Annotated in this window: 13 protein-coding genes; 7 read left to right on the top strand and 6 right to left on the bottom strand. The window is 71.8% G+C overall.

Translation table 11 applies throughout. The features are described from left to right. Positions 1–32 precede the first annotated feature (32 nt). The 6 genes from ACWCQK_RS10035 to ACWCQK_RS10010 form a co-directional block, all read right to left on the bottom strand. The gene (locus tag ACWCQK_RS10035) at positions 33–1,037 is read right to left on the bottom strand and encodes a LacI family DNA-binding transcriptional regulator (protein ID WP_451153815.1); all 1,005 of its coding nucleotides are present in this window, start codon (positions 1,035–1,037) and stop codon (positions 33–35) included. Beyond that, positions 1,031–3,289, bottom strand: a complete 2,259-nt coding sequence (gene yicI, locus ACWCQK_RS10030) for an alpha-xylosidase (RefSeq protein WP_451153813.1) — start codon at positions 3,287–3,289, stop codon at positions 1,031–1,033. Before yicI ends, ACWCQK_RS10035 begins: the two co-directional genes overlap by 7 nt. An 11-nt stretch (positions 3,290–3,300) precedes the next feature. Further along, positions 3,301–4,122, bottom strand: coding sequence for a carbohydrate ABC transporter permease (locus tag ACWCQK_RS10025; protein ID WP_451153811.1), 822 nt, complete (start codon positions 4,120–4,122; stop codon positions 3,301–3,303). Beyond that, complete coding sequence (locus ACWCQK_RS10020; protein ID WP_451153809.1) at positions 4,119–5,084, bottom strand: carbohydrate ABC transporter permease; 966 nt, start codon at positions 5,082–5,084, stop codon at positions 4,119–4,121. The genes ACWCQK_RS10025 and ACWCQK_RS10020 overlap by 4 nt, the downstream gene beginning before the upstream one ends. Continuing rightward, entirely contained in the window at positions 5,081–6,373 is a 1,293-nt protein-coding gene (locus ACWCQK_RS10015; RefSeq protein ID WP_451153807.1) for an ABC transporter substrate-binding protein, read from the bottom strand. Before ACWCQK_RS10015 ends, ACWCQK_RS10020 begins: the two co-directional genes overlap by 4 nt. 120 nt (positions 6,374–6,493) lie before the next feature. Continuing rightward, on the bottom strand, positions 6,494–7,786 hold the full coding sequence (locus tag ACWCQK_RS10010; protein ID WP_451153805.1) for an MFS transporter: 1,293 nt from the start codon (positions 7,784–7,786) through the stop codon (positions 6,494–6,496). Between the two features lie 83 nt (positions 7,787–7,869). Between ACWCQK_RS10010 and ACWCQK_RS10005 the strand changes: the two genes are divergently transcribed. From ACWCQK_RS10005 to ACWCQK_RS09975, 7 genes are all read left to right on the top strand, one after another. After that, entirely contained in the window at positions 7,870–8,841 is a 972-nt protein-coding gene (locus tag ACWCQK_RS10005) for a LysR family transcriptional regulator (RefSeq protein ID WP_451153803.1), read from the top strand. Positions 8,842–9,130: 289 nt separating this feature from the next. Then, positions 9,131–10,144, top strand: a complete 1,014-nt coding sequence (locus ACWCQK_RS10000) for a hypothetical protein (protein WP_451153801.1) — start codon at positions 9,131–9,133, stop codon at positions 10,142–10,144. Beyond that, entirely contained in the window at positions 10,144–12,330 is a 2,187-nt protein-coding gene (locus ACWCQK_RS09995) for a glycosyltransferase (protein WP_451153799.1), read from the top strand. Before ACWCQK_RS10000 ends, ACWCQK_RS09995 begins: the two co-directional genes overlap by 1 nt. Next, positions 12,327–13,577 carry an acyltransferase family protein gene (locus tag ACWCQK_RS09990; protein WP_451153797.1) on the top strand — a complete coding sequence of 417 codons (1,251 nt, stop codon included), beginning with the start codon at positions 12,327–12,329 and terminating at the stop codon, positions 13,575–13,577. The genes ACWCQK_RS09995 and ACWCQK_RS09990 overlap by 4 nt, the downstream gene beginning before the upstream one ends. A gap of 87 nt (positions 13,578–13,664) precedes the next feature. Next, positions 13,665–14,321, top strand: a complete 657-nt coding sequence (locus tag ACWCQK_RS09985) for a hypothetical protein (protein ID WP_451153795.1) — start codon at positions 13,665–13,667, stop codon at positions 14,319–14,321. After that, a complete protein-coding gene (locus ACWCQK_RS09980; RefSeq protein WP_451153793.1) occupies positions 14,309–15,355 on the top strand; it encodes a hypothetical protein in 1,047 nt (348 codons plus the stop codon). The genes ACWCQK_RS09985 and ACWCQK_RS09980 overlap by 13 nt, the downstream gene beginning before the upstream one ends. Positions 15,356–15,492: 137 nt before the next feature. After that, entirely contained in the window at positions 15,493–16,644 is a 1,152-nt protein-coding gene (locus ACWCQK_RS09975) for a uroporphyrinogen-III synthase (protein WP_451153791.1), read from the top strand. The last annotated feature ends 110 nt before the right edge of the window (positions 16,645–16,754 follow it).

The following is a 16,754-nucleotide window of genomic DNA, read 5'->3' as shown; positions in this document are numbered from 1 at the left end:
GGCCCGCACTCACCCAGAGTGCGGGCCCCTTCTCACGCCGTCGTCCGTGCCGCCGTGCTCGCTCGCCCCGTGAGCCGGGGTGCCAGGAGGGTCGCTTCCGGGGTCGTCTCGCCTGCCAGCTTGGTCATCAGGAGGTTCACCGCCCGTTCGCCAAGCTCCGTCGACGGTAGTTCGACCGAGGTGATCTGGAGGGACTCGGCCAGTTCGGTCGGGCAGATCGCTGTGATCGACAGGTCGGTCGGGACGCGTAGGCCCAGGTGTTCGAAGGCGTCTATCAGGGGTTCGAGGATCGCCTCGTTGTGGACGACGAGCCCCGTCAGCGCGGGCTGTTCCCGCAGGAGTCGTTCCGCGGTCCGGCGGGCCGCCGTCGCCGTCGCCTCGCAGGGGTGGACGGCCGAGGCGAGGCCCGCCCGGTCGGCGGCCGCGGTGAAGCCCTGGACCACGCGCTGGGCGAAGGCCGTCCCCCGGACGTACACCTCCGGCGGCGAGCCGACCAGCGCCACGACCCGGTGGCCGAGCCCCGCCAGATGGTCCACGCAGGCCTCGCCCGCCGCCCGGAAGTCGAGGTCGACGCAGGTGATCCCGTCGGCCTCGGCGGGGAACCCGATCATCACCGAGGGCAGGCCCAGCGCGCGCAGCAACGGCAGCCGGCGGTCGTGGAGCTGGACGTCCATCAGGATCAGCGCGTCCACCAGGGCCGTGTCCGCGACCCGCCGCAGGCCCTCCTCGCCCTCCTCCTGCGTCAGCAGCAGCACGTCGTGGTCGTGCCGGCGGGCGGTGGTCACCACCGACACCGCGAACTGCATCACCACCGGCACGTGGATCCCGGTCCGCAGCGGGACGACCAGTGCCAGGACGTTCGATCTGCTGGTGGCCAGCGCGCGGGCGCCGGCGTGCGGCCGGTAGCCCAGCTCGCGGATGGACGCCCGCACCCGCTGCCGGGTCTCCTCGGAGATCGGCCGCTTGCCGCTGAGCGCGTACGAGACCGTGCTCGGGGAGACCCCGGCGTGCCGGGCCACGTCGGTGATCTTCACCATCGGTCCAGCTCCAGTGTCAGGAACCCGGCCCCGGCCCGCGCCCGTACCTCCCGCTCGCCCGCCGCCAGGCCCCACGGTGCCGAGGGGTCGGCGCACGACGCCCGCAAGGTGTCCCCCTCGCGTACGACGGTGAAGGTCACGTCCCCGGCCCGTACCGTCACCTGCGCGCCCCGCCCGGGACGGTACGCCCGCAGGGTGACGTCCTCGGCGAAGGCGTAGTCGGGCCGGTCGGTCACCGCGCCGACGGGGATCACCGCTCCCGGCCGCACCAGCAGCGGCACGCTGTCGAAGCCGTGCCGCTCACGCGTCCAGCGCGGCCCGGTCACCGTCCGGCCGGTGAGGTAGTGCGTCCAGACGCCCTCGGGGACGTAGTACGTCACCTCGCCCTCGTCGCTGAACACGGGCGCGACCAGCAGGTCGGGTCCGAGCATGTACTGCCGCTCCAGGTGCGCGCACCCGGGGTCGTCCGGGAACTCCAGCGCCATCGCCCGCATCACCGGCGTGCCCTCGGTGTGCGCGACGCGCGCGGCCTCGTACAGGTACGGCATGAGGCCGAGCTTGAGCCGGGTGAACAGCCGCAGCACGTCCACCGACTCCTCGTCGAACAGCCACGGCACCCGGTAGGAGGAACTGCCGTGCAGCCGGCTGTGCGAGGACAGCATCCCGAAGGCCAGCCAGCGCTTGAACAGCGCGGGCGTCGGCGTGCCCTCGAAGCCGCCGATGTCGTGGCTCCAGTAGCCGAACCCGGACAGCCCGAGGGACAGCCCGCCGCGCAGCGACTCCGCCATCGACTCGTAGGTCGCCTCGCAGTCACCGCCCCAGTGCACCGGGAACCGCTGGCTGCCCACCGTGGCCGACCGCGCGAAGACGACCGCCTCGCCGTCGCCGCGGTGCTTGCGCAGCACGTCGAAGACGGTCCGGTTGTAGAGGTACGGGTAGTAGTTGTGCATGCGTTCCGGGTCGGAGCCGTCGGCCCACGCCACGTCGACCGGCACCCGCTCGCCGAAGTCGGTCTTGAAGCAGTCGACGCCCTGGGCGAGCAGTGCCTCCAGCTTCCCGGCGTACCACTCACGGGCCGCCGGGCTGGTGAAGTCGACCAGTGCCATCCCCGGCTGCCACAGGTCCCACTGCCAGACGCCGCCGTCGGGCCGGCGCAGCAGGTGTCCGAGCTCCCTGCCCTCGGCGAACAGCGGGGAGCGCTGGGCGATGTACGGGTTGATCCAGACGCTGACGCGCAGCCCGCGCTCCTTCAGCCGGGCCAGCATGCCCTCCGGGTCCGGGAAGACCCGTGGATCCCAGCGGAAGTCGCACCAGTTGAACTCGCGCATCCAGAAGCAGTCGAAGTGGAAGACGGACAGGGCGAGTTCGCGCTCCCGCATGCCCTCGATGAACGACGTGACCGTCTCCTCGTCGTAGGAGGTGGTGAAGGACGTCGACAGCCACAGCCCGAACGACCACGCGGGCGGCAGGGCCGGGCGTCCGGTCAGGGCGGTGTACTTGCGCAGGATCTCCTTGGGGGTCGGACCATGGACGACGTAGTACGTCAGTTGCTGCGACTCGACGCTGAACTGGACCCGCGACACCGCCTCCGAGCCGACCTCGAAGGACACCCTGCCCGGGTGGTCGACGAAGACGCCGTAGCCCGCGTCGGTCAGATAGAAGGGGACGTTCTTGTAGGCCTGCTCGGTCGCGGTGCCGCCGTCGGCGTTCCAGACGTCGACGACCTGGCCGTTCTTGACGAGCGGGCCGAAGCGTTCACCGAGGCCGTAGACGCTGGTGCCCACGCTCAGTCCCAGCTGCTCCCGGAGATAGTGCGCGCCCGTCGCGTCCCGCATGATGCCCATGCCCTTGGGGCCGCTGCCGGTGAGGGCGCGTCCGTGGGCGAGGAAGTCGACGCGCCAGGGGCCCGTGCGGGCCACCCGTACCGACAGCGCCCCGGAGGTCAGGGTCGCGTGTTCGTCGTCGTACGAGGCCTGCGCGCGGAACTCCTCCTTCCTGACCTCGAACTCCGGTCCCCGCGGCCGCTCGCCCTCGAAGTGGGTGAAGGTGACGCCGATGACGTCGGGCAGCGGGGCGTGGGCGGTGATCGTCACGACCGGCCCCTTCAGCAGGTCGCCGCGGTGACGGATGGGCTGGGTCGGCGCGTGGATCTCCAGCGTGCCGTCGTCGGGGGCGGTGACGTCGAGGACCTCGACCGGGTGGGCCGCGGTGACGCCCTCGCGCAGCAGCCAGTAGCCATCGGTGAACTTCACGTGGGGGGTCCTTACTTGACCGCGCCGACGGCGATGCCGCGGGTGAGGGTCCGCTGGAAGACGAGGAAGAAGACGATCGCGGGGAGCACGCCCAGCAGGGCCGCCGCATTGGTCATCGTGGCGTCCATCAGGCGCTGGCCCTGGAGGACGCCGAGGGCCACCGACACGGTCTGGTTGTCGTTGGAGATCAGCATGACCAGGGGGAGCAGGAACTCGTTCCACGTCCAGATGAAGAAGAAGACCAGCAGCACGCCGAGGGTGGGGCGGCTGACCGGGACGACGATCCGCCACAGGACCTGCCACGTGTTCGCGCCGTCGATGCGGGCGGCCTCGATGATCTCCCGGGGGAAGCGGCCCAGCACCGAGGAGAGCAGGTACGTGCCGAACGCCGACTGGATCACCGTGAAGACGATGATCACGCTCAGTCTGGTGTCGTACAGGCCCGCCTCCTTGCTCAGGTGGTAGACGGGGTAGACCAGCGCCTCCTGCGGCAGCATGTTCGCGAGGACGAAGAAGGCCAGTACCCAGGTGCGGCCCCGGACGCGGCCGATGCCGATCGCGCACGCGTTCAGGACCGACAGGACGGCCGCTCCCAGAGCGACACACCCGCTGATCAGCACCGAGTTGGCCAGCTTGCGGCCGTAGTCGACGCGGTTCCAGAAGTCCTTCAGACCGTCCAGGTAGAAGCCGTCGGGAAGGCTGAGCGGGCCGTTGCGCGCGTACTCCGCGGGCGACTTGACCGCGTTGACCGTGACGATCACGAAGGGCACGACCATGAACAGGGCGGCCAGGCAGAGCGCCACGAGGACCGGGTAGCGGCGTACGGCGGTCATGTCCGGATCCCTTCCTCCGCGTCCTCCGCCCGGGTCTGGAGCTTCAGTCCGACCAGTGAGAGGGCGAGGATGACCACGGTGAGCACGGTGGAGATCGCGGCGCCGTAGCCGACCTGGGTCTTCTCGAAGAACGTGGTGAAGGAGAAGTAGGACGGGACGTCGGTCGCGCCGCCCGGCCCGCCCTTGGTGAGCACGTACACCGCGCCGAACACCTTGAGCGCGGCGATCGAGCACCAGGTCAGCACGACGTACGTCTCCGGCCGGATCTGCGCCAGCGTGATGTGCCGGAAGCGGCGCCACCAGCCGGCGCCGTCCAGTTCGGCGGCCTCGTACAGCTGGGGGTCGACGCGTTGCAGTCCCGCCATGAAGACGACGAGCGGGAAACCGAGCTGCACCCACACCATCACGCCCATCACGCTGTAGAGCGCGAGGTCGGGGTCGCCGAGCCAGTCCTGCTGCCAGGAGCCCAGGCCGGCGGCGCGCAGCAGCGCGTTGAGCGAGCCGTCCTCGGGGGCGAGGATCCAGCTCCAGACGATGCCCGCGACCGCGATCGGCAGCACCTGGGGGAGGTAGAAGCAGGCGCGCAGGACCGCGGCGATCCGGCCGCCGAAGTGCTTGCCCACGTAGTCGAACAGGGCCGCGGCCAGCACGAGGCCGAGCAGGGTCGGGATCACCGCCATGGCGACGACCATGAACAGGCTGTGCCGGAAGGACGCCCAGAACTCGGTGTCCTCCATCAGGTCACGGTAGTTGGCGAGCCCCGACCACGTCGGGCTGCCGACCCCCTGCCAGTCGGTGAAGCTCACGCCCGTGTTCATCAGGAACGGCACGACGACGACCACGAGGAAGGCGAGCGCGCCCGGCAGCAGGAACAGCGCGTAGGAGTCACGGGGACGGCGCGGGGGCCCGGAGCCGGGGCCCCCGCCGGACACCCGCGCGTCCCGTTCGGCGGTGACCGTCATCGCCGGGGTACGCCCTTGTCGTACGCCTTCTGCAGGGCGTCGAGGTAGGCGTCCGGCTGCTCGCCGCCCGTGATCAGCTTCTGGGTCTCGGAGACGAGGACGTCGTAGAAGCCGGCCACCGGCCAGTCCGGGTAGAAGGCGAGGCCGTCGCGTGCCGAGAGGGTGTTGAAGTCGGCGATGAGCTGCTGGGACTTCGGGTCGGTCACCGCGCCCGGGTCGGCGGCCACCGGGACGCCGCCCTCGTTGCCCAGCAGGTTCTGGATCTTCTTCGACATGGTGATGTCGATGAAGTCGTAGGCCAGCTCCTTGTTCTTCGCGTTCTCGGGGACGACCCACAGGTTGCCGCCGGAGCCGAGGGTCAGGTCGGAGCCGGGCCACAGGAAGCTGCCCCAGTCGAAGGCGGCCTCCTCCTGGAAGCGGCCGTACCACCAGCTGCCGGAGAACAGGATCGGCGCCTTGCCCTGGATGAAGGAGACCCCCGCCTCCTCGGCCTTGGTGCCGCTGGAGGTCTTGGCGATGTAGCCCTTGCGCACCCAGTCGGCGAAGGTGGTCGCGGCGTACGTCCAGGCCTGGTCGTGGAAGTCGGTCTTCCCCCGGTACAGCTCGTAGGAGTCGACCCAGGAGCGGTCGGCCCGGGAGAGGGCCAGCTGGTACAGGTACTGCTGGGCCATGTACTCGGCGCCGGCGTTCGCGAGCGGCGTGACCTCGTTCTCGACGAACACGTCCATGGCGGCGGTCAGTTCGTCGAGCGTCCGCGGCTCGGCGATCCTGTACTTGGCGAACAGGTCCTTGTTGTAGAACACCTTCGTGTACTCGGCGTAGTTGGGCACGCCGTACCACTTGCCGGAGCCCATGACGCCCCGGGCGTCGTATCGGCTGGTGGTCCTGACGCCCGCGCTCAGTTTCTTGTCCCAGCCGCGCTTCGTCGCCTCGGCGGTCAGGTCGGTGAGCAGTCCCTGCGTGGAGAGCAGGCCCGCCGTGGCGTTGCCCTTGTTGTACTCCATGACATCGGGCGCGTCGGAGGAGTTCAGGACCATCTGGGCGGTCTTCTGGATCTGTTCGAAGCTCTTCTCCTCGTAGGTGACCTTCACTCCCGGATGTGTGGCCTCGAACTCCTTCACGGCCTCCTTCCAGGCCACGCCCATGGCGCTGGTGGGGCCTTCGTAGTGCCAGAGTCTCAGGGTCCGGCCGTCGGAGGAGCCGCCGTCCGAGCCGCCGCAGGAGGTCAGGAGCAGGGATCCGGCCAGGATCACCGCGCCTGCCGCCACCCGCCTTCGTGCCGTCAACATCCCGTGCCTCCAGGGGAGTCGGATGGAACCGGGGCCGTCACGCGATGGGGCGTCGAACCGGTTCGACGCGTGACGTCGAAGCGCTTCGACGGGGGAAGGTAGGTGGTGGTCGTGGGCACGTCAATGGGGTGCGCGGGAATCGGCGGTACCGGTCCGCCGCCCGAGACCGATCAGCAGGGCCAGCGCCGCCGCCGTGACCGGCACGCCGAACCCGGCCGCCGGCGAGACGTGTTCGGCCACCCAGCCGCCGGTCGCGCTGCCGCAGGCGATGCCGCCGAGCAGGCCGGTCACGGCGAGGGTCATGCCCTCGTTGAGCCGGCCCTCGGGGGTGCGCTCCTGCACCAGGGTCATCGTCGTGATCATCGTGGGGGCCGTGGCCGTCCCGGCGACGAACAGCGCGACCGCCAGCAGCGGCAGCGACCCGGTCAGGGCCGCCGCGAGCAGCGGGAGCGTCAGCAGCGCCGCCATCGCGGCCAGGCACCAGGGATGGCGCCGCTCGGCGGGACCGGACGGCTTCAGCGCGCCGTAGGCCAGCCCCGCCGCGCAGGACCCGGCGGCCTGGAGGGCCAGCACCACGCCCGCCGCCGCGTGGTGCCCCCGCGCGTCCGCGAACGCGAGGGTGACGACCTCCGTCGCGCCGAACACCGCGCCCGTGGCCAGGCATCCCGCGAGCAGCGGGGGCATGCCGGCGGCGCGCAGCGGGGAGCGGGCCGTCGTACGGCGGTGCGGCGGCGGCTCCGTCGAGCGCTGCGCGGTGAAGACCAGCACGCCGGTCACCAGCAGCGCCACCGCGACCAGGGTGCCCGCCTCCGGGAAGAGGGCCGCGCACAGGAAGGCCGCGAGCACCGGGCCGAGCATGAAGCACAGTTCGTCCGCGGCCTGCTCGAAGGAGTTCGCGGTGTGCAGCGCCTCGGGGGCGTCCCGCAGCAGATGGGCCCAGCGGGCCCGGGACATGCCGCCGGTGTTGGGGTTCGTGGCGGTGGCCGCGTAGGCGGTGAACAGGGTCCAGTCCGGGGCGCCGCGGTGCACGCACAGCAGCAGGGCCAGCGAGCCGAGCGCCGCCGACAGCGCGGCGGGCACGGCGACGCGGGCCTGGCCGTACCGGTCGACGAGCCGGGCGACCCAGGGCGCGACCAGCGCGGTCGCGGCGAGCCCGGTCGCGGTGACGGCCCCGGCGAGGGCGTACGAGCCCCGGGCGCCGGCGATCATCACGACCGCGCTCACGCTGAACATGCCCATCGGCAGCCGGGCGAGCAGGTTCCCGGCCGTGAAGGCGCGGGTGCCGGGGCGGGCGAAGAGACGGCGGTAGGGGCCGGGCGGGCGGTCGCCGCGACGGGAGGCGAGGTCGACGGCGACGAGGGCGTCGGCGGTGACGGTGCGCAACGGCGCTGTCCGGGGCTGGGGTCGCGGCATGGGCCCACCGTGACGCGGGCCCGTGCCGGGGGTCCAACACCTTCCGCGTACCGATTCACGCACCCGCGTTGTAGGTTCGGCGGATGTCCGCTCCCCGCCACCTCGACCCCCGCCTGCTGCGCGCCTTCCTCGCCGTCGCCGAGGAACTGCACTTCACCCGCGCCGCGGCCCGCCTCTACGTCGCGCAGCAGGCGCTCAGCCGGGATGTGCGGCGGCTGGAGCGCGAGCTGGGGGCCGAGTTGTTCGTGCGGACCACCCGGCAGGTGACGCTGACCGCCGACGGCGAGCGGCTGGTGCCGTCGGCGCGCCGGGTGCTCCAGGCGCAGGACGACCTGCTGGCCGCGTTCGGGCAGGCCCGGCCGCTGCTGGTGGACCTCAACTTCCCCGACCAGGCCACCGCCCGCCGAGTGCTGCGCCGGGCCCGTGAACTCGCCCCCGAGCACGAACTGATGGCCCGCTACGAGAGTGGCCTCGCGGGTGCGGCGGGGGAGATGGTGGCGGGCCGGCTGGACGTGTCGTTCGGCCGGTTCGCCGGTCTGGACCCGGCGCTGCGGGCCCGCCTCGCCCATCAGCCGGTGCGGTACGAGCCGATGGCCGTGGTCCTGCCCGAGGACCACCGGCTGGCGGGGCTGGAGGTGGTGCCGCTCGCCGCGCTGAGCGGCGAGACGGTCTACGCGGGCGCGGGGAACCCGCGCACGACGGAGTGGACGGACCTGGCGCGCCGCCTGTTCGAATGCCGGGGGATCGGGCTCGCGGCCCCGCTGCCGCTGGCCGTCGGCGACGAGGAGTTCCAGCGGATCATGGCGAAGACGCGGAACCCGATCCTCGCCGTGGTGGGCTTTCCGGCCATGCGTGGAACGGTGCTGCGGCCCCTTGTCGATCCCGTCCCTCTGTCGCCTGTGTCACTGGTGTGGCGAAAGGGGCTGGTCCATCCGGGATTCGATGCTCTTCGGCAGGCTGCGGCCGAGATCTCCGCCGCTGAAGGGTGGCTGCACCGGCCTGCGGATGGATGGATTCCAGCCACTGACGTGAGCATGATGAATACCCACATTTAACCCGTAACCCACACGCATCGTCCGCGTGCGCTACATTCTTGGGCCTGAGCACGGTGTGGTAATGGGGGGCGTTCGAATCGGGTGGGGGCCCGGTTCGACGACGGGTGCTCGGCGTCGAACGCGCTTCCAGAACCGTCCCGTGGGGGGAAGTGCGCACGTGAAAGAGTGGCGGAAAGACGCCCAACCGGAATGGCCCGCTGCCGCGTCAGCGACCCAGGACCTTCCGTCGACGGGGGGAAAACCTCCGAGCCACCGGAGCCCTTCGGGAGCAGGACGAACCGGCTTTCCGGTGGCCGAAACAATCGAACGAGCCGAGCGGCCCGGGCGGCCCGAGCAGGCCGGGCGACCCGAACAGACCGGCCGGGGCGAACAGACCGGCCGGACCGGCCGCGCGGCGCGGGCCGGCCGGGGCGGACGGCGGCGCGACGGCAGAGGTGGCGGCCGGGCGCGTACCGCCGGGGTGCCCGAGCCCGGGGCCGAGATCCTCGGGTCGTTACCGGGCGATGCCCGAGCCGCCGCGCCGCGCGACCCCTGGGACGAGTCCGGGGCGACGGCACCGCACGACGGCAGCGCCCATGATCCGCACGAGGTGACGATCCAGCTCGACTCCGTCCCGTTCGGCGGGGCGCCCGCGCAGACCGCCAAGGACGGTGGCCAGGAGGCCTCCGACGCACCGGTGTTCGTGGACGAGTCGGGGCGGCGCAGCCGCACCTTCCGGCGGATAGGGATAGCCGTGGGGCTGTCCTGCGCGGCCTACGCGGCCGTCATCGTCGCCACCCTGCTGTCGGGCAACTCCACCGCCCCCTGGCTCCCGGTGCCGGTCCCGGGCCAGGACGACGACAAGCCGGCCGGACAGGTCGACACCTCCCCGACGCCGCGCGCCTCGTCGGACCCGGCCCGCCCGGGCGGCAACGGCGTCCCGGTGTCGGACCCCTCCGTCCCCGGCGGCCCGTCCGCCACCTCGGGGACCGGCCGGCCGCCCAGCGCGTCCGCCGCCAGCGGCCGACCCAGCACCTCCGCCGCTCCCGGAGCGTCGGCCGGCACCTCCGTGCGGCCCAGCCCGAGCGGCAGCACCAGGGACCCGGTGCAGGAGTCGCCTCCTCCGGCCGTCTCCACCCCGACGCAGAGCCCGTCCACGACGCCGTCCAGCGAGGCCCCGGCCCCGCCCTCGTCGCAGCCCCCGGCCGGCGGCACGGGCCCGGTCGCCAACGGGCCCGCGGACCCGGTCCCCGTCCAGTCGGGCCCGGCCGGCGCACCCGCGTCCTCCGCTCCCGTCACCTCGTCCACGGAGAACGTCCTCTGATGGCATCCCGCTCCAGCCGCCGCTCCACGGGGCACGCGGCCGTCCGGCGCCGTCGGCTGCCACTGCGCCAACTGCTGCCGCTCACCCTGCTGTTCGCGATGCTCGGCATGCTGATGCTGCGCGGCTACGTGCACAGCGAGATCCTCGCCGACTTCCGGGTGCGGCCCGAGGCGGCCACCGGCAAGGTCCCGCAGAAGATCCTCGACGGCGGACCCGTCATCGACACCCGCGGCGGCAAGGTCACCAGCCTGCGCGTGCCGGACCACCGCGTCGTCCTCACCTTCGACGACGGCCCCGACCCGAAGTGGACCCCGAGGGTCCTCGACATCCTCCAGAAGCACCACGCGCACGCCGTCTTCTTCGTCACCGGCACCATGGCCTCCCGCTACCCGGACCTGGTCAAACGCATGATCGCCGAGGGCCACGAGGTCGGCCTGCACACCTTCAACCACCCCGACCTCTCCTACCAGTCCACGGCGCGCATCGACTGGGAGCTGTCGCAGAACCAGCTCGCGCTCGCGGGCGCGGCCGGCATCCGCAGCTCCCTGTTCCGGCCGCCGTACTCCTCCTCCGCCGACGCCATGGACGACCGGTCCTGGCCGGTCACCGAGTACGTCGGCAGCCGCGGCTACCTCACCGTCGTCAACGACACCGACAGCGAGGACTGGCGCAGGCCCGGCGTCGACACCATCGTCCGCAACGCCACGCCCCACGGCGGCAAGGGCGCGATCGTCCTGATGCACGACTCCGGCGGCGACCGCCGGCAGACGGTGCAGGCACTCGACCGGCTCATCCCCGAACTCGGCGCCAAGGGCTACACGTTCACCAACCTCACCGAGGCCCTCGACGCCCCGAACGCGGACACCCCGGTCGCGGGCGCCGACCTGTGGAAGGGCAAGGCCTGGATCTTCCTGGTGCGGGCCTCCGACGACCTCACCGGCGTCCTGGTCGTCGGCCTCGCCGTCATCGGCGTGCTGGTCCTCGCCCGCTTCGGCCTGATGCTGCTGCTGTCCGTCCTGCACGCCCGGCGCACCCGCCGCCGCGGCTTTCGCTGGGGCCCGCGGCCGGTCACCGAACCGGCGTCGGTACTGGTGCCCGCCTACAACGAGGCCAAATGCATCGAGAACACGGTGCGTTCCCTGATGCGCAGCGAACACCCGATCGAGATCCTGGTCATCGACGACGGCTCCAGCGACGGCACGGCCCGGATCGTGGAGGACCTGGACCTGCCGAACGTCCGGGTGATCCGCCAGGAGAACGCGGGCAAGCCCGCCGCCCTCAACCGCGGCCTCGCCAACGCCCGGCACGAACTGATCGTGATGATGGACGGCGACACCGTCTTCGAACCGGCCACCGTCCGCGAACTGGTCCAGCCGTTCGCCGACTCGCGCGTCGGCGCCGTCGCGGGCAACGCCAAGGTCGGCAACAAGGACACCCTCATCGGCGCCTGGCAGCACATCGAGTACGTGATGGGCTTCAACCTCGACCGCCGGATGTACGACGTCCTCCAGTGCATGCCCACCATCCCCGGCGCGGTCGGCGCCTTCCGCCGCTCCGCCCTGGAACGCGTCGGCGGCATGAGCGACGACACCCTCGCCGAGGACACCGACATCACGATGGCCATCCACCGCGACGGCTGGCGGGTGGTCTACGCGGAGAAGGCCCGCGCCTGGACCGAGGCCCCGGAGTCGGTCCAGCAGCTGTGGTCCCAGCGCTACCGCTGGTCGTACGGCACCATGCAGGCGATCTGGAAGCACCGCCGCGCCGTCTTCGAACGGGGCCCCTCGGGCCGCTTCGGCCGCGTCGGGCTGCCGCTGGTCTCCCTCTTCATGGTGCTGGCCCCGCTGCTCGCCCCGCTGATCGACATGTTCCTCGTCTACGGCCTGCTCTTCGGCCCCACCGAGAAGACGATCGTGGCCTGGTTCGGCGTCCTCGCCGTCCAGGTGGTCTGCGCGACCTACGCCTTCTTCCTCGACCGCGAACGCCTGACCCCGCTCATCTCGCTGCCCCTGCAACAGATCCTCTACCGCCAGCTCATGTACGTCGTGCTGCTCCAGTCCTGGATCACCGCGCTCACCGGCGGCCGGCTGCGCTGGCAGAAACTGCGCCGCAAGGGCGGGGTGTCGGCACCGCCGGACGAGCCCGTGCCGGGCCGGCGCGTCATGGACGGGAGGCCGGTCGCATGAGCACCCAGGACCACGAGGCCGTCGCGCCCACCCGGACCCCGTCCCCGGAGGGCGCGGCGGTACGGATCCCGCGGCAGCCGTCGGCCCCGGCGCCCGCCGAGGCACCGCCCCGCGCCTCGGGACGCGACCGCTACTTCGACCTGCTCCGGGCGGTCGCGCTCTTCCGGGTCGTCTTCTACCACCTGTTCGGCTGGGCCTGGCTGCCGGTGGTGTTCCCCTCCATGGGCGTGATGTTCGCCCTGGCCGGCAATCTCATGGCCCGCTCCCTGACCAAACGCCCCGCCGTCGAGGTCGTCCGCGGCCGGATGCGGCGCCTGCTGCCACCGCTGTGGCTGCTGGGCGCGGTCGGCGTGAGCGGCATGCTGCTCGGCGGCTGGGGACCCGACTCCGAGGGACACCCGGGCTGGTGGTGGCTGCACCTCGCCTTCTGGATCCTGCCGCTGAGCGACCCGCCGTTCGCCGCGGACGTGCCCGGCGTCCATGGCCTGATCGGCGACGACTGGGCCGTGGAACTGGCCGTGCCGCTCTGGTACATCCGCGCCTACCTGTGGTTCGTCCTGCTCTCCCCGCTGCTGCTGCGCGCCCTGCGCAGGCTGCCCTGGACGACGATCCTCGCGCCGATCGTCCTGTCCGCGGTGCTCGAATTCGGCCGGATCTCCCTGCCCAGCCCGCGCCTCGACACCAACCTCAGCGACTTCGGCGCGTTCGGCGCGTGCTGGCTGCTGGGCATGGCCCACCAGCAGGGCGTCCTCAAGCGCCTGCCCCGCTACGTCGTGCCGTCCCTCGCGCCGGCGGTGGCCGCCGTCGGCCTCTGGTACGCGCTCACGCACGGCTTCGCACCAGGACACGACCTGGACGACATGCCGTTCGCCCAGTCGCTGTGGTCCTTCGCCACCGTGCTGCTGCTCCTGCACTTCAGCCCCTCGTGGTCCGAGTGGCCCCGCCCACTGCGCCGTTGGGACCGGCTGATCACCCTCTTCAACTCCCGCGCGGTGACCATCTATCTGTGGCACAACGTGTGCATCGTCGCCGCGGAGTCCCTGTGGGACCACCTGTGGGGCATCGCGCTCCTGGAGGAACACGCCCCCTGGTTCCTGGAGAGTTCCTGGCCCCAGCTGATCGTGGTCTGGGCCCTCACCGCCGGCTGCATCCTGTGTTTCGGCTGGATGGAGGATCTGGCGGCGAAGCGGAAGCCCCGGCTCTGGCCGGACAGGTCGTCGTCGCGCGCGGGAACCCATCGGGCCTGACGGCACGTCCTCTTGTTTGCACTGGTGTCACCATGCGAAGCCCCGCTACCGTAGCGGGGCTTCGCCACTACGACACAGGAGTCTCCCGTGACCCGCCGTCCTCGCCTGATCGCCACAGCCGCCGCCGGAGCAACGGCGCTGCTTCTCCTCACCGGTTGCGGTGGCGGAGACGAGGGAGCGAAGGACAACGACAAGATCGCGGGCGCGGACACGCAGACGTCGGCGTCGGCGTCCCCGAGCACGACGGCACCACAGACGGCGGACCGCCCGAAGATCGAGCTGCCGTCGGACGACATCCTCACGTTCACACCGGAACAGGCGGGCGACACGGTCAAGGACGCGATCCTCGGCGATAACGCGGAGTTCATCCGGGCCATGGACGCCGCCATCGTCGCGCAGAACCCGCGTCTTCCCGCCCTGGAGTACTACACGGAGGGCGAGGGGGCCGTCGCCGCCCAGAAGTGGGTCCAGGGATTCAAGGACGCCGGTCTGACGGTGACCGGGACCGTGCGCTACTTCGACCGCAAGGTGGACGTCGAGTCCAAGGACAAGGCGTCGCTCACCTACTGCGGTGACGAGAGCAAAGGCTTCAGCAAGGTCGTCAAGACCAAGGAGATCCAGAGGACGAAGCCGACCAAGAACAGCTACGTCCTCTACGGCGTTCAGGTCGAGAAGAACGACAAGGGGGTCTGGGAGCTCGTGAAGATCGTTTCTACCCGGGGGGCGGGCAGGTGCCAGCCGTGACACGTCTCGCTCGCGGTGCGGCGGCCACAGCGGTCGCGATGTCGATCTGTCTGCTCTCGGCGCCCTCCGCGATGGCGGACCGGACCAATCCGGGCGGCGGTTCGGTCGGCGGCGGTTCCGACACCAACACCTCCGGCAACATCGACGGGGACACCGTCTCCGCGTCGGCCGGTGGGGTCGAGTTCGACACCTCCAAGAACGGCAGCGGCGCGTCCGTGGGGCCCGTCGCGTCGGGCGACGCCTCCTGGAGCCCGCCCGCCTGCTGGTACGCGCCGAAGTACACGCCCGAGCAGCTCCAGAAGATGAAGGAGCCGATCTGGCAGGCGGGATCCACCGGGGACCAGTGGGATCGCGAACAGCGTGACACGTACGTCAACGGCAATCCGTACAAGGACTTCAACAAGGACAAGACCGGCAAGGGCTACTTCTGGGACTCGTTCGTCGACAGGAGCTACCCGCCCGGGTGGGACAAGTGCACCAAGCAGATCTTCTGGGTCGACACGGGCGCCCCGCCGCCCGCCGACGCGGTGAACGCCGTGACGCCCGAGGTGCTCGCCGCGCTCGCCTACGCACAGGTCCGCGTTCCCACCAAGCAGGTGACGCTGAAGCCCGCGGGCACCACCAAGGTCAACCTGCCGACCTGGACCTGGCTGGACGGCGCGGACTTCAGGCCCGTCTCCGTCACCGCCCGCGTCCCGGTGCTCGGCATCTTCGCGACCACCACCGCCGAACCGGTCTCGCTGCGGATCGAGCCCGGAACGCCGGACGCGGTGACCTATCCGGCGTCCGGGGTCTGCCGGATAGCCGACGGCCGGATCGGCGAGCCGTACGCCCCGGGCAAGGCGAACGCGACACCGCCGTGCGGGGTCAAGTACCTGCGGTCCTCCGGTGACGGCTCGTACCACCTCAAGGCCACCGTCACCTGGAAGATCCACTGGGAGGGCTCCGGCCCCACCGGCGGCGACCTGCCCGACGGCACCTTCGGCGCCGACCAGGACGTCGTCGTCCAGGAGATCCAGTCCGTCAACCGCTGAGCGCGTCCGCGGGCCGGACCGGCTCCCGGACGGCGGTGTAACACCGGCGTCATCCGGCCGGACCGAGCCTGTCACGCGTTGTTGGCAGGCTCGGTCGGCAGACAGGCGCCCTCCGCCGCGCCGTGGGACGGGAGTTCATGTACGACGAAGAGCGACGTCCGGTGACCGGAGCCCTCGCGGGGTTCACCGTCGGGGTGACGGCCGCGCGCCGGGCCGACGATCTGGGCGCGTCGCTCCGGCGTCGCGGGGCGGCCGTGCTGCACGGGCCGGCGCTGCGGATCGTGCCCCTCGCCGACGACGGGCAACTGCTGGCGGCGACGCGGCGGCTGATCGACCAGGCACCGGACTGTGTGGTGGCCACCACCGCCATCGGCTTCCGCGGCTGGATCGAGGCCGCCGACGGCTGGGGGCTCGGTGAGCCGCTGCTCGACCGGCTGCGCGGGGCGGCACTGCTGGCGCGCGGGCCCAAGGTCAAGGGCGCCGTACGGGCCGCCGGACTGACCGAGCGGTGGTCGCCGTCGGGCGAGTCGATGGCGGAGGTGCTGGACCGGCTCCTGGACGAGGGCGTCGACGGGCGCCGTATCGCCGTACAACTGCACGGTGAGCCGCTGCCGGGGTTCCTGGAGACACTGCGGGCGGCGGGTGCCGAGGTCGTGGCGGTGCCCGTGTACCGCTGGATGCCGCCCGCGGACATCGCACCCCTGGACCGGCTGCTGGACGCCACCGTCTCGCGCGGGCTGGACGCGGTCACCTTCACCAGCGCGCCGGCCGCCGCGTCCCTGCTGTCCCGGGCCGGAGAACGAGGACTGCTGCCCGAACTGCTCGCCGCCCTCCGGCACGGAGTGCTGCCCGCCTGCGTCGGACCGGTCACCGCGCTGCCCCTCCAGGCCCAGGGTGTCGACACCGTCCAGCCCGAACGCTTCCGGCTCGGCCCGCTCGTCCAGCTGCTCTGCCAGGAACTGCCCGGCCGGACGGAGTCGTTGCCGCTCGCCGGGCACCGGGTGGAGATCCGTGGGCACGCGGTGCTGGTGGACGGCGACCTCAAGCCGGTGCCACCGGCCGGTATGTCCCTGCTGCGCGCGCTGTCCCGGCGGCCCGGCTGGGTGGTCGCCCGCGCGGAACTCCTGCGGGCCTTGCCGGGCGCGGGCCGCGACGAGCACGCGGTGGAGTCGGCGATGACCCGGCTCCGAACCGCGCTCGGCACGCCGAAGTTGATCCAGACGGTGGTCAAGCGGGGGTATCGGCTGGCGCTGGATCCGGCGGCCGAGGCGACCTACGCGGACGGGTGAGAGAGCGACCGGCGCCGGTGCGGCCGTCGCGCCCCGGCCCTCGGGTGCCGGCCTGAACGGGCCCTGTCCTCGAACGCCGGACGGGCCGGGAGAAAGCGGACGGGCCGGAT

Source organism: Streptomyces sp. NPDC002306, from assembly GCF_053593435.1.
The sequence above is the reverse complement of the archived record's forward strand: the minus strand, read 5'-3'. Positions and strand labels throughout refer to the sequence as shown.